This window comes from Sunxiuqinia dokdonensis (assembly GCF_001270965.1).
GTDB lineage: Bacteria > Bacteroidota > Bacteroidia > Bacteroidales > Prolixibacteraceae > Sunxiuqinia > Sunxiuqinia dokdonensis.
The window spans coordinates 1-25,396 of sequence record NZ_LGIA01000164.1 but is presented as its reverse complement, the minus strand read 5'-3'; the positions used below and the strand labels follow the sequence as shown (position 1 = coordinate 25,396).

At 45.1% G+C, this 25,396-nt stretch carries 21 protein-coding genes; 12 read left to right on the top strand and 9 right to left on the bottom strand.

Annotation, left to right across the window (positions count from 1 at the left end; translation table 11 throughout):
* Window position 1 precedes the first annotated feature (1 nt).
* Entirely contained in the window at window positions 2-613 is a 612-nt protein-coding gene (locus NC99_RS12955) for a phosphatase PAP2 family protein (RefSeq protein WP_053184349.1), read from the top strand.
* On the opposite strand, the gene NC99_RS12950 is transcribed toward NC99_RS12955, so the two are convergent.
* From NC99_RS12950 to NC99_RS12940, 3 genes are all read right to left on the bottom strand, one after another.
* Window positions 600-1,013, bottom strand: a complete 414-nt coding sequence (locus NC99_RS12950) for an SPOR domain-containing protein (protein ID WP_157624883.1) — start codon at window positions 1,011-1,013, stop codon at window positions 600-602. The genes NC99_RS12955 and NC99_RS12950 overlap by 14 nt on opposite strands.
* 70 nt (window positions 1,014-1,083) lie before the next feature.
* The gene (locus NC99_RS12945) at window positions 1,084-1,785 is read right to left on the bottom strand and encodes a response regulator transcription factor (protein WP_053184345.1); all 702 of its coding nucleotides are present in this window, start codon (window positions 1,783-1,785) and stop codon (window positions 1,084-1,086) included.
* 95 nt (window positions 1,786-1,880) lie between these two features.
* A complete protein-coding gene (locus tag NC99_RS12940) occupies window positions 1,881-2,915 on the bottom strand; it encodes a sensor histidine kinase (RefSeq protein WP_053184343.1) in 1,035 nt (344 codons plus the stop codon).
* Window positions 2,916-3,066: 151 nt separating this feature from the next.
* On the opposite strand from NC99_RS12940, the gene NC99_RS12935 reads away from it, so the two are divergent.
* Window positions 3,067-5,304 carry an inorganic phosphate transporter gene (locus tag NC99_RS12935; protein WP_053184341.1) on the top strand — a complete coding sequence of 746 codons (2,238 nt, stop codon included), beginning with the start codon at window positions 3,067-3,069 and terminating at the stop codon, window positions 5,302-5,304.
* A gap of 55 nt (window positions 5,305-5,359) precedes the next feature.
* Here the strand turns inward: NC99_RS12935 and NC99_RS12930 are convergent, their stop codons facing one another.
* Window positions 5,360-5,731, bottom strand: a complete 372-nt coding sequence (locus NC99_RS12930; protein ID WP_157624881.1) for a hypothetical protein — start codon at window positions 5,729-5,731, stop codon at window positions 5,360-5,362.
* Between the two features lie 277 nt (window positions 5,732-6,008).
* On the opposite strand from NC99_RS12930, the gene NC99_RS12925 reads away from it, so the two are divergent.
* The 5 genes from NC99_RS12925 (at window position 6,009) to NC99_RS12905 (ending at window position 11,324) form a co-directional block, all read left to right on the top strand.
* Entirely contained in the window at window positions 6,009-6,464 is a 456-nt protein-coding gene (locus tag NC99_RS12925) for a DUF305 domain-containing protein (protein ID WP_053184336.1), read from the top strand.
* Window positions 6,465-6,913: 449 nt separating this feature from the next.
* Window positions 6,914-7,372: a helix-turn-helix domain-containing protein gene (locus NC99_RS12920; protein WP_053184334.1), complete on the top strand. Its 459-nt coding sequence runs from the start codon at window positions 6,914-6,916 to the stop codon at window positions 7,370-7,372.
* Between the two features lie 1,290 nt (window positions 7,373-8,662).
* The gene (locus NC99_RS22125; RefSeq protein ID WP_162231216.1) at window positions 8,663-9,283 is read left to right on the top strand and encodes a sensor histidine kinase; all 621 of its coding nucleotides are present in this window, start codon (window positions 8,663-8,665) and stop codon (window positions 9,281-9,283) included.
* A gap of 2 nt (window positions 9,284-9,285) precedes the next feature.
* Window positions 9,286-10,056 (top strand): LytR/AlgR family response regulator transcription factor, encoded by a 771-nt coding sequence (locus NC99_RS12910; protein WP_053184331.1) that lies wholly within the window; start codon window positions 9,286-9,288, stop codon window positions 10,054-10,056.
* Window positions 10,057-10,073: 17 nt separating this feature from the next.
* Entirely contained in the window at window positions 10,074-11,324 is a 1,251-nt protein-coding gene (locus NC99_RS12905; protein WP_162231215.1) for a retropepsin-like aspartic protease, read from the top strand.
* Window positions 11,325-11,504: 180 nt separating this feature from the next.
* Here the strand turns inward: NC99_RS12905 and metF are convergent, their stop codons facing one another.
* The 4 genes from metF to NC99_RS12890 form a co-directional block, all read right to left on the bottom strand.
* Window positions 11,505-12,458: a methylenetetrahydrofolate reductase [NAD(P)H] gene (gene metF / locus NC99_RS12900; protein WP_053184404.1), complete on the bottom strand. Its 954-nt coding sequence runs from the start codon at window positions 12,456-12,458 to the stop codon at window positions 11,505-11,507.
* A gap of 49 nt (window positions 12,459-12,507) precedes the next feature.
* Window positions 12,508-12,666, bottom strand: a complete 159-nt coding sequence (locus NC99_RS22360) for a hypothetical protein (RefSeq protein ID WP_157624879.1) — start codon at window positions 12,664-12,666, stop codon at window positions 12,508-12,510.
* Between the two features lie 216 nt (window positions 12,667-12,882).
* Window positions 12,883-16,560: a methionine synthase gene (gene metH / locus NC99_RS12895; protein WP_053184327.1), complete on the bottom strand. Its 3,678-nt coding sequence runs from the start codon at window positions 16,558-16,560 to the stop codon at window positions 12,883-12,885.
* A gap of 57 nt (window positions 16,561-16,617) precedes the next feature.
* Window positions 16,618-17,367, bottom strand: coding sequence for a UPF0280 family protein (locus tag NC99_RS12890; protein WP_053184402.1), 750 nt, complete (start codon window positions 17,365-17,367; stop codon window positions 16,618-16,620).
* A 466-nt stretch (window positions 17,368-17,833) separates the two neighbouring features.
* Between NC99_RS12890 and NC99_RS12880 the strand changes: the two genes are divergently transcribed.
* The 3 genes from NC99_RS12880 to selD all read left to right on the top strand — a co-directional run bounded on the left by NC99_RS12880 (window position 17,834) and on the right by selD (window position 20,783).
* Window positions 17,834-18,616 carry a 3-keto-disaccharide hydrolase gene (locus tag NC99_RS12880; protein ID WP_053184323.1) on the top strand — a complete coding sequence of 261 codons (783 nt, stop codon included), beginning with the start codon at window positions 17,834-17,836 and terminating at the stop codon, window positions 18,614-18,616.
* A gap of 111 nt (window positions 18,617-18,727) precedes the next feature.
* Entirely contained in the window at window positions 18,728-19,780 is a 1,053-nt protein-coding gene (mnmH, locus tag NC99_RS12875) for a tRNA 2-selenouridine(34) synthase MnmH (protein WP_053184322.1), read from the top strand.
* Complete coding sequence (gene selD, locus NC99_RS12870) at window positions 19,752-20,783, top strand: selenide, water dikinase SelD (RefSeq protein WP_053184320.1); 1,032 nt, start codon at window positions 19,752-19,754, stop codon at window positions 20,781-20,783. The genes mnmH and selD overlap by 29 nt, the downstream gene beginning before the upstream one ends.
* Before the next feature lie 36 nt (window positions 20,784-20,819).
* Here selD and NC99_RS12865 read toward each other — a convergent pair whose 3' ends face one another.
* On the bottom strand, window positions 20,820-22,226 hold the full coding sequence (locus tag NC99_RS12865) for a radical SAM protein (protein ID WP_053184318.1): 1,407 nt from the start codon (window positions 22,224-22,226) through the stop codon (window positions 20,820-20,822).
* 132 nt (window positions 22,227-22,358) lie between these two features.
* Here NC99_RS12865 and fumC point away from each other — a divergent pair, with 132 nt between their 5' ends.
* Window positions 22,359-23,759 (top strand): class II fumarate hydratase, encoded by a 1,401-nt coding sequence (gene fumC, locus NC99_RS12860; protein ID WP_239684452.1) that lies wholly within the window; start codon window positions 22,359-22,361, stop codon window positions 23,757-23,759.
* 90 nt (window positions 23,760-23,849) lie between these two features.
* Window positions 23,850-25,325: a cysteine--tRNA ligase gene (cysS, locus tag NC99_RS12855; RefSeq protein ID WP_053184314.1), complete on the top strand. Its 1,476-nt coding sequence runs from the start codon at window positions 23,850-23,852 to the stop codon at window positions 25,323-25,325.
* The last annotated feature ends 71 nt before the right edge of the window (window positions 25,326-25,396 follow it).

The following is a 25,396-nucleotide window of genomic DNA, read 5'->3' as shown; positions in this document are numbered from 1 at the left end:
CATGAATATCAAGCAAAGTATTGCCCAAACATGTTCAATTATATTTCATCCGCTACTGATTCCGACCTATGGGTTCTTGTTGCTGATGAATTCCGGCTTTTACTTTTCCATGATCACCTTCGATGCCAAAAAACTTCTCTTGCTGATTGTGTTTATGAGTACGTTCCTGATGCCTTTGCTAAGCCTCGGACTGCTTTCGTTCAACAAGCATTTCAATATGAAAATGGACAAGAGCACCGACCGGGTGATTCCGTTGCTTTTTACAGCGATTTATTTTTACCTGGGCTATTTTTATCTCGGCCGGCTACAGGTTTATCCAATCTACCGGATTTTTCTGCTATCCACCATCCTCATCATCATTCTGTTACTGTTGATTTCGATGAAGTGGAAAATCAGCAACCACATGGCTGGAATTGGCGGATTGATCGGGGCGATATTGGCATTGTCATTTCGTTTGGGGCTGAACAGTTCCCTGCTTTTAACCGGCCTAATTGCTGTGGCAGGCGCTGTAGGAACTTCACGTTTAATCTTGGAGAAACACACTCCGGTACAAATTTATGCCGGATTTTTTCTGGGTTTTGCCGTCAACTACCTGGTCATTATTTATCTATGATCATAATCCAGGCGTCGTTCAGCTCCTCTTCCTGCCGAAGCACTTCCAGGGCATTCTTTGCCAAATCGAAGTCGTTGAACGACTGCAAGGCCAAGCGGTAATAACCATCTTCATTCCGCATAATGACAGCCGATTTGAAACCTCTCTGCTGATATTTTTTATTCCAGCTTTCGGCAAAAGCCTTGACGGTGTATGTGTCGGCAATCAGAAAGTATTTGTCTTCCAGGTTAACGCCCATATCAACCTCAACAACTGGTTCGGGTTCAGGCTCAGGCGCTTCAACAATTTGAACGGTATCCTGAGGGGCAACTTCAACCTGAAGATCTTCTTCCTTCTCGTTGGATTTACAAGCTACCAAAGCAAGTAAAATAACCAATACCAATAAATTTCTTGATTTCATTTCCAAAGTGCTTTTTTCCAAAGGTAAGGAAAGAAATAAAAAATCCCTTAGTTTATAAGGGATTAAGCGACTATTCTACGAACTTATAGCCAATTCCCTTGAGGGTTTTGATGTGATCGTTACCAATTTTCTCACGAAGTTTCCGAATGTGAACATCAATGGTACGGTCGCCAACTACCACATTATCACCCCAAACCGAGTAGTAAATTTCTTCTCTGGTAAAAACTTTGCCCGGCTTGGAAACCAGCAACGAAAGCAGCTCAAACTCTTTCCGCGGAAGGATCATTTCCACGCCTTCCGAATTAATCAGGTAGCGCTCCTTGTCAATCACCAAATTACCAATCGTAATGGTTGTTGAATTTTCAACGGCTTGTTCGGTGACAATGCCGCCTCCGGTACGTTTCAGCAAGGCCTTGACACGGCTCACCAACACTTTCGGTCGAATGGGCTTGGTGATGTAATCGTCGGCCCCGGCTTCGAAGCCGGCAATTTGCGAATAATCTTCGCCACGAGCCGTTAAAAAGGCAATGACCACATTCTGAAGCGATGAAATTTTCCGGATTTCTTCGCAGGCTGCAATGCCGTCCATTTCGGGCATCATCACATCGAGGATGATCAAATCGGGTGTCTTTTTCTCAGCCAACTTAATGGCCTCCACACCATTCTGAGCCGTGTAAACTTTGTAACCTTCTTTTTCGAGGTTGTAACTGATGAACTCCAAAATGTCGACTTCGTCATCGACCAGCAAGATCTTGTATTTTGTATCACTCATAGTTGAATAGATTAACCACTGCAAAGGCAGAAGCACTGCGTGAATTTGAATGTAAATGATCGTTTAAACTTGAAAACCTACGAAAATTACGACTTTCATTTGGCTTTTTCAAGGGTGAAGGTGAAAGTTGTTCCCTCATCAACCGCAGACTTAACATTGATGGTTTGTTCGTGAGCTTCGATGATGTGCTTCACGATGGAAAGCCCCAGGCCGGTTCCTCCCTGCTCGCGCGACCGCGATTTATCGGCCCGGTAGAATCGCTCGAAAATACGGGGCAGATGCTTGCTGTCGATTCCCAGACCGTTGTCGGCTACTTCAATCATCAGGTTGTGTTTCAGGTCGTAAAACGAGATTTTCACATAGCCTTTCCGATTGCCGTACTTTATTCCGTTCACCACCAGGTTGGTCATCACTTCCATAATACGCTTCTTATCGGCATGCACCTTCACCGGCTTTTCCGGCCGATCGAACAACAGCTGAATTTTGCGCTCGCCCGCCATCATGTGTTCCATTTCAATCACATCATCCACCAGCTTCACCAAGTCGAAGGTTTCGTATTTCAGCTTTAGTTCGCCAGACTCCAACTTGGTAATAGACTCCAAATCTTCCACTATTGAAATCATCCGGTCAATACTTTTCTCCGTCCGTTTCAGGTACAGCTTATTCACTTTCGGATCGTCAATTCCACCTTCAAGCAAGGTTAAAATATAGCCTTGGATATTGAAAATTGGTGTTTTCAGTTCGTGCGAAACATTGCCTACAAAATCTTTCCGGTATCGTTCCAGATCTTTCAGGCGTGTAATTTCCTGGGTTTGATTTTTGGCCCACTCCTCCACCTCCTGCCGGGCGGTAGAAACCAGGTCAACCTGATCACCACGCTTTTTCAGTTTCTTCCCTTCGACCGGTATTTTGCGGATAATTTTATAAAGGGGCTCAATCTTGTGATCAACATATTCGCGCATGATATAAACGATAAGCGAATAGATGATGGCGAAATAAAACAAGATTAAGGCCAGGTAAACCCACAACGAAAAATCTAGTAATGAGAAGGCTACCACAAACAGAATCGTTAAAGAAGTTAAGGACAGTCCGAGATAAAAAGCCAGTTTTTGTGGTGAATATGTTTTCATAAAAATTTGTTTGCGACGAATTTAGAATAAAATTTTGCTTGTTCCCTCATTAATAGTAAATTGACGGTTCGTTAACCTTAATTTAACGCACCGGGGGCGGTGTAAAGTTAGTTAACCTTATTTTTGCCCCCGTCAATCTTATAGCAAAAAAATGGAACAATTTTATCTTATTCTTGTTGTGGTGCTTTTTGCACTGGCCATCTCCGATTTAGTAGTTGGGGTAAGCAACGATGCTGTTAACTTCCTCAACTCGGCCATCGGCTCGAAAGCCGCACCAAAATGGATCATTTTCACCGTTGCTAGTTTAGGAGTTTTAGTGGGTGCTACTTTTTCCAGTGGCATGATGGAAGTGGCACGAAAGGGAATTTTTCATCCCGACATGTTCTTCTTTACGGAGATCATGGTCATTTTTATGGCGGTAATGATTACCGACATTATTCTGCTCGATTTATTTAACACCTTCGGCTTGCCTACCTCAACAACAGTCTCCATTGTATTCGAGTTGCTGGGCGCAGCGGTGGCTGTTTCCATCGTTAAAATCAGTCAGGCAGGACAGTCGATTGCCGAACTCCACCGGTACATTAACTCCGAAAAGGCCCTGGCTATTATCACCGGCATCCTGCTTTCGGTGATTGTGGCTTTTGTTGTCGGAGCTTTGGTTCAATACATTGCCCGTGTCATTTTCTCCTTCAAAACGAACCGGACGCTCAAGTATTTCGGTTCGATATTTGGCGGTATAGCCATCGCAGCCATGACTTATTTCATGATCATTAAAGGGGCCAAAGGTGCTTCCTTTATGTCGGAAGCCACTGTTGAATACCTAAATGTCAACATGACAAATATTCTTCTGATCAGTTTTGTTGGCTGGACCATCCTTCTACAATTGTTGTACTGGGTTTTCAAGATTGATATTCCCAAAATGATTGTATTGGTTGGAACCTTTGGGTTGGCCATGGCCTTTGCCGGAAACGATCTGGTGAACTTTATCGGCGTTCCGCTGGCCGGATTTTCTTCATTTAAAGCCTGGGTTGCTGCCGGAGCCACCTCGCCCGAAACCTTTGAAATGGGCATGTTGACCGGCCCCGTTGCCACACCAACTTATATGTTGGCCATTGCTGGATTTATCATGATCATCACCTTAATCACCTCCCGCAAAGCGCAATCGGTGGTGGCTACCTCGGTCGATCTTTCGCGCCAAAGCGAAGGTGAAGAACGCTTTGCCTCTTCTGTGTTTTCACGCTCAATGGTGCGTACCACCATCTCGGTGAATAAAGGTTTGCGAAAAGTTCTTCCTGCAGTCGTCATCAACAGCCTCGACAAACGCTTTGAACCCAATAAAGAAGAGCAATTTAGCGACAAAGATCGCCCGGCTTTCGATAAAATCAGAGCTTCGGTGAATTTGGTGGTTGCAGGTATTCTCATTTCAATTGGAACCTCTTACAAGCTACCGCTCTCCACCACCTACGTGACCTTTATGGTGGCTATGGGAACCTCACTGGCCGACCGGGCCTGGGATCGCGAAAGCGCCGTGTACCGGATATCGGGTGTTTTCACAGTCATTGGTGGCTGGTTTATGACGGCGCTGGTTGCCTTCAGCGTGGCTGCTTTCATTGCCTGGGTTATTTCCATCAGCGGCCAATTTATGATTTTTGTATTTGTTGCTGTGGCTATTGTCATGGTGGCCAGGACCTATCTGCTTTTCAAAAAACGGGCTCAAGAGAACGAAGAAGAGGAAGCCGAAGAAGTTGATCTGTCGGATAAAATCATTGAAAAAACCAAAAAGCAGGTGTTTAACACGGTAATGAATGCCAACCAGATTTTTTCGGTGAGTATTGACAGCTTTATCAAAGAAGACCGGGCACATTTGAAAGAATCGATGGAGTTGATCAAAAAGTTCCAGAAGAAGGTGAAAAAGGCGAAAGACAAGGTGTTCCCTACCATCCAGACCTTACAACAGGAATCGATGGAAAGTGGCCACTGCTACGTGCAAATTGTAGATTACCAGCGTGAAGTTTCGCACTCGCTGAAATTCCTGATCGAACCATTGTACAAGCACCTGAACAATAACCACAAACCATTCATTGAGGTGCAGTTGGAAGAAATGACCGACCTGATTAACCATGTGGATGAGTTTTTCAACCTGGCCCTTCACTTGGTGAAAGAAAACCAATACGAGAAGTTCGACGAAATGTTGGCTCAGAAAGAAGCGCTGACCGACAAACTGACCCAACTGGAGAAAAAACAGATTAAACGAATCAAGGCCAAAGATGTGAGTACGCGAAATTCCTTGCTGTACTTCAACGTCATTAAGGAAACCAAAAACCTGATTCTGCATTCCATCAACCTGATCAAGTCGCAACGCGATTTTGTGGAGTTGAGCAAAAAGTAAAAAATAGCGAGCAACAAATACAGAAAGCCGGGCCAAGTGTCCGGCTTTTTAGTCCCTATCCTTGAGCGCTGAAATAACGCCGGAATAAGACCTTTTTCAAGTCGCGAAAGATAATCTGATGGGCAATCACCTCTACCTGATTATAGCGCGGAAAATCGGCCTGTGTGCAGGAAATATCGCGGTCGGAAATGTCAACCTGGTACAGAATCGACATCAGCAGGTCCGAATTGTGAATCAACAACGAATCAACCTGCCCGACCAACTGCTGGTGCAGCTCATGGTAAGCATCGTCGATGTGGCCCGAAAAGTGAATTTCAACGCCGAACAAACCAAAATCCTTCATGATTTGGGCAATCGTATCGAGAATGATGTCCTCGCGATTCAGGAAAACATCGACATTGGTGTGGGTAATATTGGGTAGATTCATTTTTGTTGGATTTTGAGGCTGAAAGGTAGGCATTTTGGAAAAATAAAACCAAGCAGCGGACAGTTCTGGCTTGTGATGCGTTAGCCAGCCACGCCTGGCGCAGCAAAACCTCACGCAACAATACCGAAGAGCCCAAAACAAACCCGAACGCCTTTGCAATCAGCAAGTCATTAAACTTCATCAAGAATCCATTTGTTACAGGAATCAGCACACAGACGCCAGTAATAGCACGTCCAATGTGTCGCGTTCGAATTTTCAGAACCAAAATAAAAACAAGATGAAAAATTCAAATTACACGAAATTCATTCTGATGCTGACCGGTTCAGCAATTTCGATGTACCTAACGATGTATTTCAATACTTATGAATTCAGCCACATTTTCTTTAGTTGGACCCGGGTGTATATGACCTTAATTGGAATAAGCGGCATGGCCATTATCATGTTCTTGTCTATGAAAAACATGTATAAGAATAAGAAAAAGAACCTGGCCATTGTCGTCGGAAGTATTATGCTTATGGGTTTTTCAACATTTTTGGTACGGCAACAACTCCCGATTGAAGACGTCAAATGGATGAAAGCGATGATACCACACCACTCCATCGCCATTTTGACAAGCAATAGAGCTGACTTGAAAGATCCGGAAGTAAAACAATTAGCGGAAGAAATTATTAAAGCTCAAGAAAGGGAAATAGCAGAAATGAAAAGAATGATTAAACGATTGGAAGATAACTAGTGCAGCACCCGGTGCCATATCTCGTCCCGAATGGATGCTGATTCCAGGCCCATGAACGGACATAGGCAGAGCAGCCACACCGCTTCCTGTTATCCAAACGATCATCCGGCTATCATCTCACGATGCAAAATTCAGAAAAAGTTTCAAGTGCTCCGGATAAACGCATCCAGATTTTAAGAAAATTTACAGATTCCTAAAATGTAGATTTGATTTTTTAATCAAAACTCACATTTTCCTAAAGTGTAGATTTAGTTTTTTAATCACCATGTACTTTCTCCTAAAATATACATTTAGTTTTTTAATCACCATGTGCTTTTTCATGAAATGTAGGTTTAGTTTTTTTATCCATTTTTACATTTTCCTAAAATGTACATTTTTTGATTTTAAGCAACTGTTGAGATTCCTAAAAAAAGTTTGTAATTTGCTTCGAAAAATTAAACCACTCACCCATGACGACCCTGGAATACCCTCCCATTCGCCCGGAAATGGTCTACCCGGGCTTGGCCGAAACGTTTAGCAAAGAACACGCGACGCTTTCAGAAGTACTTCTCGAAAACAAACCCAGCGGCAACAGTTATATGGATTTGTTTGCCGACCTGATTCGTACACACGGGAAACTAACGGCAAAGCAGTATGCCTTGATGCTGGGAGCCGACCCGCGAAAGTTTGAAGGCGCCATCCGGTGCATGTCGGGCATCGGTGCGCTCGACTGGATAAACGAATATTTGCGCCTGGCAGCCTGCGACTTACTGGAACATACGAAACTGTCGTTTAAAGACATCGGAAAGCTCATGGGCCTTTCGGCAAGCAGCTTTTCGCAGTTCTTTCGGGCTTACCAGCACATGGAACCGTACCGCTATCGTAGCCTTAAACAAAAAAACCTAAACCGGGGGTATCACTTACCGTAACTCTTACTGCTTAAATACGCTGCCAAAAACAGAATATTCCCTAAATTCAACACTTCGTCGGAAAAAATTAAATTGCCCCATGATAACACTGTTTATTTGACCTTAAACTAAAACCAAACAATTATGAAACAGTTGTTATTTATCGTACTCATTGCTTTTACATCGTTCAGCACATCACTTACACAAGACGAAAATATTAATGAAGACGTCGTTTGGGACATTATCAGACCCCGACTATTTGGCGATTACAGTTCAGAGGCATATCGATTTGAAGATGATATCCGAATTCAATTAAAAGGTTCTCCGATCCATGAAGATTCCACCATTTTTCAAACACTTGTGAATGAACTTGACTCACTAACAGAAACTGTTGAGGTAAAGCTCGTAAAGGATAACGCAAATTTTATCATCTCAATTTTACCGCCGAATGATGGCCTAGGTCGACGATATATTCAAGACTCTGAAAAATCCGTAATTAAAAGAGTTGAAATCGATTTTAACCTTCGGTACATCAATTCGCATGATGAAAAAGTGAGGGATTATTATTTCTACACTATAAGGGCACTCACTAATCTATTTAACTTTGATGCCGACATTATCGGTTATGGAGGGATATTTTACTATAAAAATAAACCTGAGCAAATATCTTTTTCCAACATTGATAAAGAAATTATCCGAAAATTATACTCAGAAAACTTTTATCCTGATTTAAAGGAAAACACGATCAAAACACATGGTTATCTTTATTATTGGAACATCCGGTACAAAGCAACTTTAAAGTTTTTTCTCGCATTTATTTCAATAATTACTGCAGCTTTGGGATTACTCTTCATACAATCTAGAAATGTCAAAAAGACAACCTATAAACTTGGAGATTATTTCAAAGCCGGATTTCTTGTTCTGATGTTGACGGCTTTTATGTACTGGATGTTTATGCTACCTGCGTTCATTAGCATGAAAAACACAAACTATCTTTCGAATCTTGGATTTTTCGCATTCCCGTTTCTGGTCATAGGATTATTTGCAATTCCATTTCTCTACTACAGTGAACGATTCCTCCTAAAAAACAGCCAAAATTTTCTCCTACGACAATCCATCATTTTTTGTACAACCCTTACTGTATTTCAATTTGTCTATTTGGTTGAACATTTCTTTTTTGCAGCATTTAAGTATCTAAATCTCACAAATATCAAAGATTCACCTAGTTTATCCCCTGAATTTGTGCTTGTTGCTTTTATAACGGCATCCCTACGCGTACTATTTGTTTGGTTCAACTACCGCATCCAAAGCATGGTGAACCAAAAAGACGTGGAAATTGCCAAAATGAAAGAGTTGAAAAACCAGGCTGAACTAAATGCACTGCATTCGCGAATCAACCCGCACTTTTTATACAACTCGCTGAATTCCATTGCCAGCCTGGCACACATCGACGCCGATAGAACTGAAAGCATGGCCACAGGACTTTCAGAACTTTTCAGGTACTCCATTAACAAGGAAAACAAAACCTATGTAAGCATTGCCGAAGAACTGGAGATGGTAACAAAATACCTCGAAATAGAAAAAACACGTTTTGGCAGTAAACTCGAGTACGAGATCAATGCAGATGAAAGTACGCAGGAAAAACAAATCCCCAAGTTCCTGATTCAGCCACTGGTAGAAAATGCGGTGAAACACGGGCTTTCAAAAATAAAAGAATCAGGTAAGATTGTCGTGGAAGTCAAACGACTTGAAAAGGCGCTATCGATTTCGATTTATGACAACGGACCTGATTTCCCCAAAGAGCCGGTAAGCGGCTACGGGCTGCAAAACCTGCACGACAAACTGGCTATTATTTATGGCGATGACGCCGTTATCAACTGGGAAAACGGCGCGAACAAGAACTTTAATATGCTACTGAAAAATCAGTTTTAATCGTGAAAACCAATCAACCCTATAAAACAATTGTCGTTGACGACGAACCTTTGGCACGCGTGCGTTTAAAATCCATGATTTCAGAATATCCTGAAAAGTTTGAACTGATTGGCGAAGCCGAAGATGGCGAAGAAGCCATTGAAAAAATTAACAGAATGAGACCGGAGTTTATTTTTCTGGATATACAAATGCCCGAAATCAGTGGATTTGATGTCCTGAAAAAACTCGACTACCTGCCCAAGATCATTTTTTGCACCGCTTATGACGAATTCGCCTTGCAGGCTTTCGACACCAATTGCATCGACTATTTGGTAAAACCACTCACGAAGGATCGGTTTGCCAAAACCATTGCCAAACTAGACCAGCTGAACGAAAACAGTGCGGAAATTGACTTGAACAAACTCATTGCACAATTCAACCTGGAGTACACCAGAAATGAAACCACTTCGATTCCGGTAAAAGTAGGCGACCGCGTTATTTTTGTTAGGCTGGACGAAGTTTCTTATTTTCAGGCCGATGAAAAATACGTTACCATCGTTACCAAACACGCTAAATCGTATATTTTGGATTCGAGTTTAAAGAAAATGGAAGATAAACTCCCCGCCTATTTTATCCGGGTACACAAGTCGTACCTCGTCAATAAAAACCTGCTGAAGGAAATCAGGAAGCATTTTAACAATCGCTTTGTGCTCATCGTCGATGATTACAGCCAAAGCAAAATTACCAGCGGCAGGAGCTACTATCAAGCCATCAAGTCGCTGCTCGAATATTGATTATTCAAATGGAACCCATGAGAAAATTCATCAGCTTGCTCTTATTATTGCCGATGCTCTGTTACCATCCTGATTCGAAAGCCAAATGGCAGAATTACTTCAGCAACAACCAAGTTCAAGAAATAGAAGTAGCAGTTTATTCAAACTCCATTCTTGTTCCGGTTAACATTGGCGGAAAAGTTCGGAATTTCCTGCTTGACACTGGTTCACCCACATTCATTTCTCCAGATTTGAGCAAGGAGTTGAAGCTTGAGATATCTAACGATTCAATAAGTGCTCTTGATTACTACGGGAATTCGAGGAAGATTCCAACGACCATCATTCCAGAGCTTACATTGGGTAACACAAAGTACGAAAACATCAAAGCGTCGATTACCAGGCCAATCCAGAGCTTCAAGCCTTGCAATCGGGAGATTGATGGCTACCTGGGTAGTGATTTTTTCACTGAAAAAGTCTTACAAATTGATATTAAAAACCAGATGATTCGAATCTCAAGTTCAATAGAAAACATCGACCTTGAGGAGCATCAGGCTTCCAATTTCGATTTCTTATCGGAGAAGCAAAACACACCTTTGATTTATATTTACTTTCCCGGGGAAAAAGCTGCTGAACAAGTCATGTTCGATACCGGATCCAACAACGATTTCTATCGAATGCGGATGTCTACGCTTACCCAGCTATTGGAAGCAGGTATTCTGGCCCACAATTACATCGTTGACACCCTTGATCAAACAGCAAATAGGGCCGGAGTATTTGGTAAACAGAAAGACTCTGTCAACTTTCAGCTTGAACTGGACACCATACAGTTCATAGGAACAAAAATCGCCCATTGCCCAGCCACAACCTTTAGTGGCGGTGTAAAATCAGTTGCCGGAGCTCCTTTTCTCAATTTAGGAATTATTACCCTCGATTATAAAAATAGACGATTCTACTTTCAGCCCTACAGCAAGGAACCAATTAGCCTTGCTCCCCCATTTGGCATGCATTTAACCCACCAAAACAACCGCTTCGTGGTACATAAAATCAGACCAAATTCGACTGCTGAAATAAACGGCATTAAACAAGGATATGTCCTAAAAGAGGTTAATACAATCATGATGGATTCATTATCTCAATGCGAATTGATAAAAGGAGAATGGACGTCCGAACTTAGAAAGGATACCATCCATTTCAAGTTCATGAATTCAGAAAACAGGGACATTGAAATCACCTTAACAACAGACCGGCTCAACACACTTGTTTCTAACTACTCGAGAGGCTGGGATTAATCTTGACGGGCCTCTCAAGTCGAAATTGATCGGCACATTTGATACTATCAAAGCTTTCAAGTACAATTCCACCGTACGAAATAGCAAGTGAGATTCTAAAACGAATTGCTTCGATTTAAAACAAAAAATCCGGCCCAAAAGACCGGATTCCTGTATTGTTGCTTCTATTATTTTCCCCTTCTAAAACACGGCCTTCACAATCTTACGGGCATTATCGGACACGCCGTAGGTATACATGTGCAAGCTGGGTACGTTGTGGGCTACCAGGTCTTTCGACTGGTAAATGGCCCATTCCGTTCCCACCACTTTGGCTTCCTGGTCGTCCTTGCATTTGGCCAGTTCGGTGGCCAGTTCCTGCGGCAGGTCGATACTGAAAATCTTGGGCAAAACCGTCAGCTGGTTTTTCAGGTTGATGGGTTTAATTCCGGGGATAATGGGCACGGTAATTCCGGCAGCCCGGCATTTATCCACAAAATTGTAGTACACCTCGTTGTTGAAAAACATTTGGGTGACAATGTAATCGGCGCCGGCATCCACCTTTTGTTTCAGGTAGATCATGTCGGTATCGAAATTGGGGCATTCGAAATGCTTCTCCGGGTAACCGGCCACGCCAATGCAAAAATCAAGCGGTGCGTTGTTTTTCAGGTCGGGTTCCAGGTACTTTCCTTCGCGCAGGTTGACAATCTGCTCCACCAACTGGTTGGCATTGGCATGCCCATCAGGGTTGGGCCGGAACATGTTATCGGTTTTCAGGCCATCGCCCCGTAAAGCCAGCACATTGCTGATTCCCATAAAATTGAGGTCGATCAGCACGTGTTCGGTTTCACTTTTCGAGAAGCCCCCACACAAAATGTGCGGCACCACCGGAATACCATATTTGTGCTGAATAGCCGCTGCAATAGCTACTGTTCCCGGTCGTTTGCGGACGGTTCGCTTTTCAATGGTTCCATCAGGTAGCTCCTTAAAAACCATCTCATCGCGGTGAGTCGTAATGTTGATATACTTGGGATCGAAGTCGATCAAACTTTCAATGGTCCGATAAATATTACCAGCATCATTCCCTTTCAGTGGGGGAAGCAATTCAAACGAAAAAACCGTTTTATCGCTGTTGTTGATGATGTCAATTACTTTCATGGTTGAATCGTGCATTTCGAGTGGTGAGCCATTCGCTCACTTACTCCGATTATTTAAAAATGTTTTCTATTTTCTTTTGGGCCTTATTGGCTTCGCGTTCCATCTGCTTTTCAACCGAATTATTGAAATGAAACACCATATCCAATACAAACATAAGGACCATTCCTAAAACAAAAGCCTTTAAAATTTTTCGCGGCGAATTCTTCATTATCATTTAATTTCTGTGGGCTCAAAATATCCTTTTTCATTCACAAAACATTGAAATCCTAAAGTTCAAGTTTAGATTTTCCATGTTTTGCCGAAGCGAATTCTTCGTTATCATTTAATTTCTGTTCGTCATTGCGAGTGAAGCGAAGCAATCTGTTTGACGGATTCTGGCAGATTGCTTCGTCCTACCTCCTCGCAATGACGGCGCTCGTCTTGCTTACACCCCTTTATAGTTCAGGTTGACCGGCAGGAATTGTTCCACCAATTCAACGGTGACGCCCTTGCGGCGTGCGTAATCTTCTACCTGATCTTTTCCAATCTTTTCCAAGCTGAAATAGCGCGACTCCGGATGGGCAAAAAACTGCCCGCAAACCGCTGCCGTCGGATACATGGCAAAGTGCTCGGTCAGTGTAATGCCTATTTTCTCGGCGCCCAACACATCGAACAGATTTCGCTTTTCGTGATGCTCGGGGCAAGCCGGATAGCCCATCGCCGGGCGGATCCCCTGGTATTTTACTTTCAGAATGTCGTCCCAGCTCAGGTTTTCGTCGGGCGCATAAGCCCAGTATTCCTGACGCAATTTTTCGTGTAGCAATTCGGCAAATGCTTCCGACAAGCGGTCGGCAACGGCTTCTAGCATAATGGCTTTGTAGTCGTCGTGGTCGGCTTTGTATTCAGCCATCCACTTTTCAATGCCAATTCCGGCTGTCACGGCAAAAGCCCCGCAGTAGTCTGTTTTGTTGATTTCCTTTGGCGCCACAAAATCGGCCAGGCAAAAGTTGGGCGAACCTTCGCGTTTCTTTTCCTGCTGACGCAGGTGATAAAAGCGGCCCAGTTCCTTTTGGCGGGCCTCATCATCAAACAACACAATGTCGTCGCCATCGGCATGTGCCGGCCAAATGCCGTAAATACCATTCGCCTGAATCATCTTCTTTTCCACGATTTCATCCAACAGCTTCTGGGCATCTTCGTACACCTTTCGGGCTTGTTCGCCTTGGCGTTCGTCTTCCAAAATATCGGGGAAGCGCCCTTTCAATTCCCAAACAAAAAAGAAAAAGTTCCAGTCGATGTATTTCCGAAGTTCTTCAATCGGGTAATCAATCAACTCAAAAATACCGGTTTGTTTAGGTTTGTAAATCTCATCCCGGTCCCAATCAATCTGAAATTTATTGGCCCGGGCTTCCTCCAGTGTCAGGTATTCCTTCTGCTTTTTTTGTCCGTGAAACTCGCGGATCTTCGCGTATTCATCTTTCACCGACTGAATGTATTCCTTATTGTTGGCCACCAGGTTAGCCACCACATTCACCGTCCGGCTGGCATCTTTCACATGAATTACCGGGTGTGAATAATTGGGCTCAATTTTAACGGCTGTATGTATTTTCGAGGTCGTTGCCCCACCAATCAACAGCGGCAAATGGAAGTTCTGACGTTCCATTTCGGAAGCCACGCTGGCCATAATTTCCAGCGATGGCGTGATCAGTCCACTCAAACCGATGATATCAACCTGTTCTTTTTTTGCTGTTTCCAGAATCTTTTCTGTTGGAACCATCACGCCCAGGTCAATCACTTCGTAGTTGTTACAGGCCAGCACCACGCCCACAATGTTTTTACCAATATCGTGCACATCGCCTTTCACGGTGGCCATCAGCACTTTCTTTTGTTCCGAACGCTGTTCCTTGAACTTTTCCTTGTCTTTTTCGATGTAGGGCAGCAAAAACGCCACCGCCTTTTTCATCACCCGGGCCGACTTAATGACCTGCGGGAGGAACATTTTTCCAGAGCCGAACAAGTCGCCCACCACGTTCATACCATCCATCAGCGGGCCTTCAATGATGGTGAGCGCGGGTTGGTATTTCGGTAAGGCTTCGGCCAAATCAATTTCCACATAATCCGGAATTCCTTTTACCAGCGCATGTTCCAGCCGTTTTTCAAGCGGCAGTTCGCGCCACTCATCTTTCCGGACCACTTTGTTGGGATCGGCCTTTAAATCCTGAGCAAATTCCAGCAAACGCTCGGTCGCATCCGGACGGCGGTTCATCACCAAATCCTCCACCCGTTCTAGCAAATCTTTCGGAATCTCATCGTAAATCTGCAACATGCCGGGGTTCACAATTCCCATGTCCAGCCCCGCTTTGATGGCATGAAACAGGAACACCGAATGGATGGCCTCGCGCACCAAATCATTTCCACGGAACGAAAATGACACGTTGCTCACTCCACCACTGGTTTTGGCGTGCGGCAGGTTGGCTTTGATCCAGCGGATCGCATCAATGAAATCGACGGCGTAGTTGTTGTGCTCTTCCATGCCGGTTCCAATGGTCAGAATATTGGGGTCGAAAATGATATCTTCCGCTGGAAATCCAATTTTCTCCGTGAGCAGTTTGTAGGCCCGTTCGCAAATTTCGATGCGCCGTTGGAAGTTGTCGGCCTGCCCTTTTTCATCAAAAGCCATGACCACGACCGCAGCTCCATAACGCTTAATTCTACTGGCCTGTTCCAGAAATTGCTCCTCGCCTTCTTTCATGCTGATGGAGTTTACAATCGCTTTTCCTTGCAGGCATTTCAAGCCAGCTTCCAGCACTTCCCATTTCGACGAATCGACCATCACGGGCAGCTTGGCAATGTCGGGTTCGGCCATCAACAGGTTCAGGAACCGAACCATCTCTTTTTTGGCGTCGAGCATGGCATCATCCAAATTCACATCAATAATCTGGGCACCATTTTCAACCTGATCGCGGGCAACAGCCAAGGCCTCCTCGTATTTTTCTTCGCGAATGAGGCGGGCAAATTTGCGCGAGCCCGACACGTTACATCGCTCGCCAATGTTGACAAAATTGGTTTCGGGTGTGATCGTCACCGGCTCCAGCCCGCTGAAACGCGTAAGTTCGTCGTTTTTTTGCTTGATATGCGGCTCGGAGGCAGCCGCAATTCCGGCAAACTTCCGAATGTGGTCGGGCGTAGTTCCACAACAGCCACCGATGATATTCACAAAATGGTTATCCAGGAAATCTTTCACCTGCTCGGCCATTTCTTCCGGCGTCTCGTCGTACTCGCCAAACTGGTTGGGCAATCCGGCATTGGGATAGGCACTGATGTAAAACGGCGCCTTTTTAGCCATTTCTTCCAAATAAGGGCGCATATCTTTGGCACCCAGCGAGCAGTTCAGCCCAATGCTCAGCAAATCAATATGACGCATCGAATTCAAAAAAGCTTCCACCGTTTGGCCCGATAACGTTCGCCCGCTGGCATCGGTAATTGTTCCCGAAACCATCACTGGTAAACGGATGCCGCGTCGTTCAAGCTCCTCTTCAATGGCAAACAAAGCGGCTTTGGCGTTCAGCGTATCAAAGATGGTCTCCACCAGCAGCAGATCCACGCCGCCATCAAGCAAACCTTCAATTTGTTCGCGGTAGGCCTCTTTCACGCTATCGAAGGTGGCCGCACGAAATCCCGGATCATTCACATCGGGCGAAAGTGACAAGGTCTTATTGGTTGGCCCCAGCGCACCCGCTACGTAGCGCGGTTTGTCCGGATCTTTTTGCGTAAAATCATCAGCTACCTCACGCGCCAGTTCGGCCGATGCCTTGTTCATGGCATAAACCCATTTTTCGGTGTGGTAATCGGCTTGCGAAATGCGGTTGGCGTTAAAGGTGTTGGTTTCCAGAATATCCGACCCGGCATCCAAAAAGGCGGCGTGAATCTCCCGAATGATATCCGGCCGGGTCAACGAAAGAAAATCGTTGTTGCCAAACAACTCATTCGTCATCTCCGTCATTTCTTCATTTCTGAAATCTTCTTCCGTCAAGCGGTACTGCTGAATCATAGTTCCCATGGCGCCGTCCAGCACCAACACCCTGCTTTTCAACTCTTCGCGTATATCTTTTTTCTGTATCATTTTTATCTGTTTTTTTAAAGTGATCCGAAGACTCGAAGTCATCGAATAACTTTTATTTCAGCCTAATATCTTCAATTCGAACTCACCGCGAATGCCAATCTGGTCATCGCAAACCAAGACGGCAGCCAGGATCTCCGGAACATGCTCTGTTCGATTTAGCACGTTTTCCACATCGGCCGCTTTCTTAATCCGGTTGCCAAAGCCGGTGGTCAAGGCATCGGCAAGCGCCGCTTCCTTGCAGCAAATCATCACCGCATCAGCTTTTCCAAAGTTCATCGGCGAGCTGTCTGCCTGCGTGAAAGTACCAACTCCCAGCGGTGTTTGTTCCGGCAAAATTTCCAGCCCGGCCATGCCCGACAAGGGTGACTCGCCTGCAAAAATACTCATGACCAAAGGCTCTTGAAGCTTGACAAACAAATTTCCGCCGTTCTCAACAACCAACTCACCAATGGAAAAGTTTTCCAGCAGTGCTCGACCAACGGTTTCGCTGAGCAAACCACCAACTGCGGCCATTGGTCCAACACCCGCCTTTTCTCCGGCAACAGCCAGTTGTCTGATTATAGCTGGTGCATCGTCTTGAACCGAACAGGGTTTCAGGCTTTTTTTGAAGAAGGGATTTGACGCAGCATAAACTTCCAGCTCATCCAAAACAGACTTCAGCGTGGCCAAAGCGATATCGGCCATTTCTTTCTGAAAAGACCCGGGGTCAATACCAATCCACAAATCAGCGGTTTCGTGCTGAATGACAAAGGACTGAAAACGCTCGTTGGATAAACTGTTGCGGTATGTTTTGGTTTCGAATAGCATGCTTTTTTTACGATTATTTGAATACTGTTGTTTGTATTTCAAAGGTTTAAATCCTGAATACAGGATTCATTCGACTACTAAAAAAGAGGAGGTTGCAGAGGGAATTTTTTTTTTTGCGCCGGCTAGCGCATGCAGCTGTTCGAAAAATACCGAAAGCTCAACAGGAAAAGGGTGCTGCTATGTTTGTTCACTTGTTCCATTTTTGTCATTTATGCCGGCACGAGCTTCCGGCTTCATTTTAATCATTCCTGAAAAAGCAGGATTTATTGATGATTTGCTGCAAATGTAGTGTCAAAACTGATAAATATCAAGAATCTGGGTGCTTTGAGTTAAAATCAGGTCAAATAGCAAATGATTTCCACGAAAAGAATTTCAGAATAAAGCCGCGAACTTTGCAATTAGTGGTAAATTAGAACCACAAAAAATTGATTCGCAAGGATAGTCATCCATCAAAAACCACACTGTTATGAATTTCAAAAAGCAAATATTGACCAAACTCTTTCTGCTTATTTTAGTCATTGCCACCGCGATTTCGTGCAAAAATCAAAAAGAAAAAGAACAAACAGCAGCTGAAGGTTTTACGTCCATTTTCAATGGCAAGACATTGGACGGCTGGCACGGAGACTCAACCTATTGGCGGGTTGAAGATGGTCATTTGGTTGGCGAAATTACACCGTCGACCATTCTGGATCGCAACACTTTTATTATTTGGCAGGGAGGATCGCCTGAAAATTTTGAATTAAAGCTGGAATATCGAATCAGCGAGCGGGGAAACAGCGGCATCAACTATCGAAGCGAAAAAGTGGAAGGCGTTCCGTTTGCTTTGCGCGGTTACCAGTTCGATTTGGATGGCACAAACCGCTACACAGGCCAAAACTACGAAGAACGCGGACGGACAACCTTGGCGTATCGTGGTCAGATAGTGGTATTAAACGAGTTGGAAGATTCACTTTGGAACGAACCGCTAAGCACGTTCATTGAAAACAATGCCTGGACAAAGGCGGAAGTAACCGGATCGCTCGGACATGCGGCCGAATTAAATGCCAATATTAAATCTGGCGACTGGAACTTGTGCCACCTGGTTGTGGACGGTAACCGCATGAAACATTACGTGAACGGGGTTCTGATGAGCGATGTGACAGACAACGACTCAAAAAACCGAAAGTTGCAAGGGATGATTGGCGTTCAGGTGCATGTTGGGCCACCCATGAAAGTGGAGTTCCGTAACATCTGGCTAAAAAACCTTTAAAATCATTTTTGAAAAGTTTCCACCAGATGACAAACATCACCGCTGGAAACTCGCGGGTGGATTTCACCTTTCAATTTCCTTCCTCATCGAAAATCTGCTACTTTTGCAGCCATGATTACCGAAATCAGCATCGATAACTTTTATACACAGCCTCACGGGCTACCGTTAATTGATGTGCGTTCGCCCGGCGAGTTTGAGAAAGGCCACATTCCGGGAGCAACCAATATTCCCTTGTTTTCAAACGAGGAGCGGGCGCACGTGGGGACGGTTTATGTGCAGCAGTCGAAAGAAAAAGCGGTTGAGCTGGGGTATCGGTATGTCAATCCCAAGTTGGACTGGTTTATTGCTGAAAGCCGGAAAGTAGCCGGAAAATCAGCTGTTGCAGTCCATTGCTGGCGCGGGGGAATGCGCAGTCACGCTTTTGCGGAACACCTTCAGCAAAATGGTTTTCAGGAAGTTTATGTGATCAGCGGAGGCTACAAGGCTTTCCGGAATCATGTGCTCAATTTCTTCGAACAGCCTTTCCAATTGCGAATTTTGGGTGGCTACACCGGAAGCGGAAAAACCTATATTCTGAAAATACTAAAGAAACTGGGCCATCAAGTAGTTGACATGGAAGCCATTGCCCACCACAAAGGATCGGCTTTTGGCTCCATTGGCGAGTTGGCACAACCCACGGTAGAGCAGTTTGAGAACACGCTTTTTGAAGAATTTCTCCATTTGGATCTGCAGGAACCGATCTGGCTTGAGGATGAAAGCCACAACATCGGCCAGGTAAAAATTCCGATGCCGCTCTTTCTCCAAATACGCCAACAAATCGTTTACTTCATTCAAATTCCTAAAGAACAGCGGGCCAAACACCTGGTTGGTGAATATGCTTCGTTTGGAAACGACCAATTGGCCTGGGCCATCAACGGCATTGCCAAGCGGCTGGGTGGCCAAAATGTGCAGCTTGCCCATCAACTTCTAAAAGAAAACAACTATTACGAAGTGGCTTTACTGGCCCTTCAATATTACGACAAAGCCTACGCGCGCGGGGTAGAAAATCGTGATCCGGAGCTGGTATTCAGAATTCAGCTGGAAGATATGAACCATCAAAAAAATGCCCAATCAATCATCAAATTTGTTGAAACACATGAACAGCATCAAACTCACACAATATAGTCACGGCGCTGGCTGTGGCTGCAAAATATCGCCCAAAGTACTCAGTTCGATCCTTCAAACCAGTCTGGCCTCTTTTGAAAGCCCAAATTTGCTGGTTGGCAACGACAGCCGCGATGACGCTGCCGTGTACGACATGCAAGACGGAACAGCCATCATCAGTACCACCGACTTTTTTATGCCCATTGTTGACGATCCTTTCACCTTTGGAAAAATTGCCGCTGCCAACGCCATCAGTGATGTGTACGCCATGGGCGGAAAACCGCTGCTGGCCATTGCCATTCTGGGTTGGCCGGTGAACAAGCTGGCCCCTGAAATTGCGCAACAGGTGCTTGAAGGCGGACGTGAAACCTGCATGGAAGCGGGTATTCCGCTGGCCGGTGGCCACAGTATCGACAGTCCGGAGCCTATTTTCGGACTTGCTGTAACGGGGCAGGTTGCCCTTAGCCAGTTGAAGCGAAACGACACCGCTACCGAAGGATGTGTTTTATTGCTCACCAAACCACTGGGCGTAGGGATTCTTTCAACCGCTCAAAAAAATGGCAAATTGAAAGCCGAACACAGCCACCTGGCACCCGAATCGATGATGAAATTAAATAAGGTTGGATTGGACCTGGCAGCCATTCCGGGTGTGAAAGCCATGACCGATGTGACCGGATTTGGGCTTTTGGGCCATTTAACCGAGTTGTGCGAAGGCAGCCGCCTTTCGGCCGAGATTGAACTGGACAAAGTACCGCGCTTTGCCGAAGTGCAGGAATACATTGACCTGGGCTGTATTCCCGGTGGAACGCACCGTAACTGGGACAGCTACGGAACGAAAATTAAGTTGAAAAACGAAAGCGACAAACTGCTTTTGTGCGACGCGCAAACCAGCGGAGGATTACTCCTGGCTGTTGAATCTGACTCGCTTGCTCAAGTGACAGCGATTCTGGCAGAAAATGAGCTCAACACCACAGTTTTTGGTCGTTTAACCGAACCCAAAGAGGATTTGATACGGGTCATTTAATCGATCAAGCGGTCTCAACTGCTTGATCGGCTCTTGCTAATAATAATCAGCCAGGCCTTCGGGAATCAGTTCGTGGGTCATCATTTGCTGAATCGCTTCGTCGTACGATTCCTCATAGGCCACATCTCCTTCGATGAACTGTTCGAGCAGTGCCAGTTGCTCTGCATCCAGCTCAATGGGCAAAGCCGCCGGACGACGTTCCACCACAACTTCCCTTTCATCATTGAGCTGAATCGATTCAAACTCATTTAAACCGGTTTCCTTCGGAAAAATATGGCTGACATGGTATTCCAGTAGAATCGGTAAATCCAGTTCCTTCACTTCATCCAAAATGTAATGGTGAAAACTCAGCTCCTGCCGCTGCTCGTCAAAAAAGGCAAGCTGTTGTTCAACCAGCGAAACCATTTCAGCTAAAACGGCTGTTTTTCTTTCAGAAGGAATTTTAACAAACAGCCTCCGGATGAACCCATTATTGGTCATTTTCTCCCAGGGTTTCACCACCATTGGTGCGTGTTTTTTCCGGTTAGCCGATTTCTGGTGCCGGTTTTTATAGACAAACGAACAATAGTTGATTGGTAATTTCAGGCCTTCATCCAATGCAAACTGAATCAAACGCAAGGCTGTTAATTCAGAATCCAAAACCGTGACTTTTTCGCCATGTGCATAAATATAATCGAATTCGATCAACTGGCTGAAGTTGTGGGGAGTCAAACGCATTTGGTGAAAATTGACATGATTCACGCCCAGCGCATCCAGCTCACGAAGTTTTCCTTTCAGTAGTTCTTCCTCTTGCGGAACTGCCGGAATTTCGACCGTGACAACCGGAATTTGGCCAACAGCCAAGCGGATTTTATCGGTTTTATAGTCGGTGGCGCCAATGTCAAAACGCATTTCATCCAATCCGGCCGTTTTCAAGGCTTCCACTTTTTCGGGAGTCAGCAAAATGCCATTGGTGTAGAGCCAAACGTACACCTGATCGCCAAAAGCCGCTTTTACAGCCTGCACAAAAGCCAGGCTTTTGTCGAACGAAATCAGCGGTTCGCCACCCGATATACTCACGCCTTTAAAGCCAAACTTTCGGATGTAATCCACGTAGGTTTGGGGCTCATCAAAAATGAGCGTATTCGTTTCGGGCCGGGCCAAATCGGTTTGCTGCGTGGGGCAATAAAAACATTTCCCATTGCACAGGTTGTTAATGAAAAGGCAGGACCACTGCCCTTCTCCACAAAGCTGACAGCCCTTTGAAAGTTTTGTCACGTCCACTTTGGTGTCATGAAATCCCCACTTGACCCTGCTTTCAATGGCCGACAAAATGCTCTGTCGTTCCTGCATAGCAGTCGCTGCTTCTTCTGGTGAAGGGAATTTCAAATAGTTGTATTTCACCTGGTACTCCTCCTGATTCCTCAGCAGGTGCCGCTCTTTTAAAGGTGTTAACCCATTCATTCAATCGATCAAATAACTGGCCGCAAATATAGTTTCAAAAAGAATCGAAAAAACACGCATCTGCATATTTATCTTCCTTCTATGAATCAAACAAATACAGCCTAAAATTGTCTGAATAATTAAACCATTAAGATGAATAGCATGCATTTCAGAATTGAAAAAGATACCTTGGGAGAAATCAACGTACCAGCCGATAAATACTGGGGAGCGCAAACGCAACGCTCCATTGAAAATTTTCCGATTGGTCCGGCAGCCAGCATGCCCATTGAAATCATTCACGCTTTTGGCTACCTAAAAAAAGCGGCCGCCCTGACCAATGAAAAGCTGGGCATTTTACCCAAAGATAAAAGTGTGCAGATCCAGGAAGTGTGCGACGAAATTATCGCCGGCAAGCTCGATGATCAGTTTCCCTTGGTCGTTTGGCAAACCGGTTCAGGCACGCAGAGCAACATGAATGTGAATGAAGTGATTTCGAATCGGACGCACGTTTTGGCCGGTAATCGGTTGGGCGAAGGAAAACCCCCAATTCACCCCAACGATGATGTCAACAAATCGCAATCCTCAAACGACACCTTTCCCACCGCCATGCACATTGCAGGCTACAAAAAACTGGTTGAAAATACTATCCCATCAATTGAACAACTTCGAGACTCGCTGAATCATAAATCCGAAGAAATGATGGAGGTGGTGAAAATTGGCCGTACCCACTGGATGGACGCGACACCGCTGACGTTGGGACAGGAGTTTTCGGGTTATGTTTCGCAGCTGAATCATGGGCTGAAGGCCTTGAAAAATACACTCCCGCATCTTTCGGAATTGGCTTTGGGAGGTACCGCAGTTGGCACGGGCCTTAACACCCCAGACGGTTACGCTGAACAAGTGGCTGCCACAATTGCTGAACTGACCGGATTGCCTTTTGTAACGGCTGAAAACAAGTTCGAATCGCTGGCTGCACACGATGCCCTGGTCGAATCACATGGCGCCTTGAAGCAATTGGCGGTCAGCTTGATGAAAATAGCGAACGACATCCGCCTGCTGGCATCAGGGCCACGTTCCGGAATCGGGGAAATCACCATTCCAGCTAACGAGCCCGGCTCTTCCATCATGCCCGGAAAAGTCAATCCCACACAGGTAGAAGCGTTGACCATGGTTTGCGCACAGGTGATGGGAAATGACACGACCATTACAATCGCTGGTTCAAACGGCCAATTCGAGCTAAATGTGTTTAAACCCCTCATGATCAACGCTTTCCTGCAATCAGCCACCTTGTTGGGCGATGCATGTCAAGCCTTTAATGACCACTGTGCTATTGGCATTGAACCCAATCAAAGCAGAATTGATGCGCATCTGAAAAACTCACTCATGTTGGTCACCGCACTGAATACGCACATCGGCTATGAAAATGCGGCCAAAATTGCCAAAAAGGCCCATGCTGAAAATACCACCCTAAAAGCGGCTGCTATCGCTTTGGGTTTGTTAACTGAACAGCAGTTTGATGAGTGGGTGAACCCGAAAAAGATGGTTGGGAAATAAACATTGAGAGTCTCACTTCGAGTGAGACCCTCAATCGTGAAACAGTTGTTGCAAAGAAATTTTCTACCTTTGCAAAAATTTCCCGAATCAATGGAAAACCAGCTACAGATTTACAATACATTAAGTCGCAAAAAAGAAGTTTTTGAACCACTTCACCCGGGCAAGGTTGGCTTATATGTTTGCGGCCCAACCGTTTATGGAAAAGCGCACCTGGGACACGCCCGTCCGGCAGTAACGTACGACCTGCTGTTTCGCTATCTGAAACACCTGGGTTATAAAGTTCGCTATGTGCGCAACATCACCGATGTGGGGCACCTGGCCAACGATTCGGACGAAGGCGAGGACAAAATTGCCAAACGAGCCCGTTTGGAGGAACTGGAGCCGATGGAAATTGTCCAGATTTACACCAACGATTACCATACAAACATGCAACAACTCAATGTGCTTCCGCCCAGCATTGAGCCCCGAGCGACCGGACACATCATTGAACAGATTGAGACTGTTGAAAAAATTCTGGCTGCAGGCTACGCCTACGAAAGTAATGGATCTGTTTATTTTGATGTGGAAAAATATGCCAGAGATTACCCATACGGCGAGCTTTCGGGGCGGAAAATTGAAGATTTGCAGGCCAATACCCGCCAACTGGACGGGCAAGATGAAAAGCGTTCGTCGCTTGATTTTGCCATCTGGAAAAAAGCGGCTCCCGAGCACATCATGCGATGGCCATCCAAGTGGAGCGATGGTTTTCCGGGCTGGCATGTGGAATGTACAGCCATGAGTTGCAAGTATTTAGGCGAAACGTTTGACATTCACGGTGGCGGCATGGACCTGACCTTTCCGCACCACGAAGCAGAAATTGCACAAGCCAAAACCGCTCACGGACACGATGCCGTACGCTATTGGATGCACAACAACATGATTACTTTGAACGGCCAAAAAATGGGAAAATCGCTTGGAAATGCCATTTCGCTCGATGATTTTTTCACCGGAAACCATCCTTTGCTCGAAAAAGCCTACCATCCGATGACCATCCGCTTTTTTATGCTGATGGCCCATTACCGAAGTACGCTCGATTTCTCAAATGAAGCATTGCAAGCAGCCGAAAAAGGCATGGAGCGGCTGCTAAAAGCTGTGGAAACGCTCGAAACACTGGAAGCAAAAGGTAAATCAACCATTGATGTAAAAACGCTGAAGGAAAAATGCTACCAGGCAATGGATGATGACCTCAATAGCCCTATTGCCATTGCCCACTTATTTGACGGCGTGAAAATGATCAACTCCATTGCCGATGGAAAAGCGACCATTACCGCTGATGATTTGGCAAAACTGAAGGATTTGTATAACACTTTTTTATTCGATTTGTTTGGCCTTCAAAAAGCTGATGAACAGTCGAGTACAAACACTGAGCCCTATGAGCATGCCATCGACTTGTTGCTACAACTGCGCATGGAATCGAAAGCCAATAAAGACTGGGCCACAGCTGACAAGATTCGCGATGAACTCGCCAAACTTGGGTTTGTGGTGAAAGATACCAAAAATGGCTTTAGCTGGGAATTGAAACATTGACATTTATCGATCTAAAAATCAAAGAGGCTGTCCAAAAACTAATTGCGCCGAACCCAAGCACGATACCAAAA

Coding starts and splice junctions, on each gene's coding strand:
- mnmH (WP_053184322.1), top strand. CDS start 18,728: ATGATTACCGAAATCAGCATCGATAACTTTTATACACAGCCTCACGGG.
- NC99_RS12950 (WP_157624883.1), bottom strand. CDS start 1,013: ATGAAATCAAGAAATTTATTGGTATTGGTTATTTTACTTGCTTTGGTA.
- NC99_RS22125 (WP_162231216.1), top strand. CDS start 8,663: ATGGTGAACCAAAAAGACGTGGAAATTGCCAAAATGAAAGAGTTGAAA.
- NC99_RS12940 (WP_053184343.1), bottom strand. CDS start 2,915: ATGAAAACATATTCACCACAAAAACTGGCTTTTTATCTCGGACTGTCC.
- NC99_RS12935 (WP_053184341.1), top strand. CDS start 3,067: ATGGAACAATTTTATCTTATTCTTGTTGTGGTGCTTTTTGCACTGGCC.
- NC99_RS12930 (WP_157624881.1), bottom strand. CDS start 5,731: ATGAATCTACCCAATATTACCCACACCAATGTCGATGTTTTCCTGAAT.
- metH (WP_053184327.1), bottom strand. CDS start 16,560: ATGATACAGAAAAAAGATATACGCGAAGAGTTGAAAAGCAGGGTGTTG.
- NC99_RS12865 (WP_053184318.1), bottom strand. CDS start 22,226: ATGAATGGGTTAACACCTTTAAAAGAGCGGCACCTGCTGAGGAATCAG.
- NC99_RS12905 (WP_162231215.1), top strand. CDS start 10,074: ATGAGAAAATTCATCAGCTTGCTCTTATTATTGCCGATGCTCTGTTAC.
- NC99_RS12920 (WP_053184334.1), top strand. CDS start 6,914: ATGACGACCCTGGAATACCCTCCCATTCGCCCGGAAATGGTCTACCCG.
- NC99_RS12890 (WP_053184402.1), bottom strand. CDS start 17,367: ATGCTATTCGAAACCAAAACATACCGCAACAGTTTATCCAACGAGCGT.
- NC99_RS12955 (WP_053184349.1), top strand. CDS start 2: ATGAATATCAAGCAAAGTATTGCCCAAACATGTTCAATTATATTTCAT.
- fumC (WP_239684452.1), top strand. CDS start 22,359: ATGAATAGCATGCATTTCAGAATTGAAAAAGATACCTTGGGAGAAATC.
- NC99_RS12925 (WP_053184336.1), top strand. CDS start 6,009: ATGAAAAATTCAAATTACACGAAATTCATTCTGATGCTGACCGGTTCA.
- NC99_RS22360 (WP_157624879.1), bottom strand. CDS start 12,666: ATGAAGAATTCGCCGCGAAAAATTTTAAAGGCTTTTGTTTTAGGAATG.
- selD (WP_053184320.1), top strand. CDS start 19,752: ATGAACAGCATCAAACTCACACAATATAGTCACGGCGCTGGCTGTGGC.
- cysS (WP_053184314.1), top strand. CDS start 23,850: ATGGAAAACCAGCTACAGATTTACAATACATTAAGTCGCAAAAAAGAA.
- NC99_RS12880 (WP_053184323.1), top strand. CDS start 17,834: ATGAATTTCAAAAAGCAAATATTGACCAAACTCTTTCTGCTTATTTTA.
- metF (WP_053184404.1), bottom strand. CDS start 12,458: ATGAAAGTAATTGACATCATCAACAACAGCGATAAAACGGTTTTTTCG.
- NC99_RS12945 (WP_053184345.1), bottom strand. CDS start 1,785: ATGAGTGATACAAAATACAAGATCTTGCTGGTCGATGACGAAGTCGAC.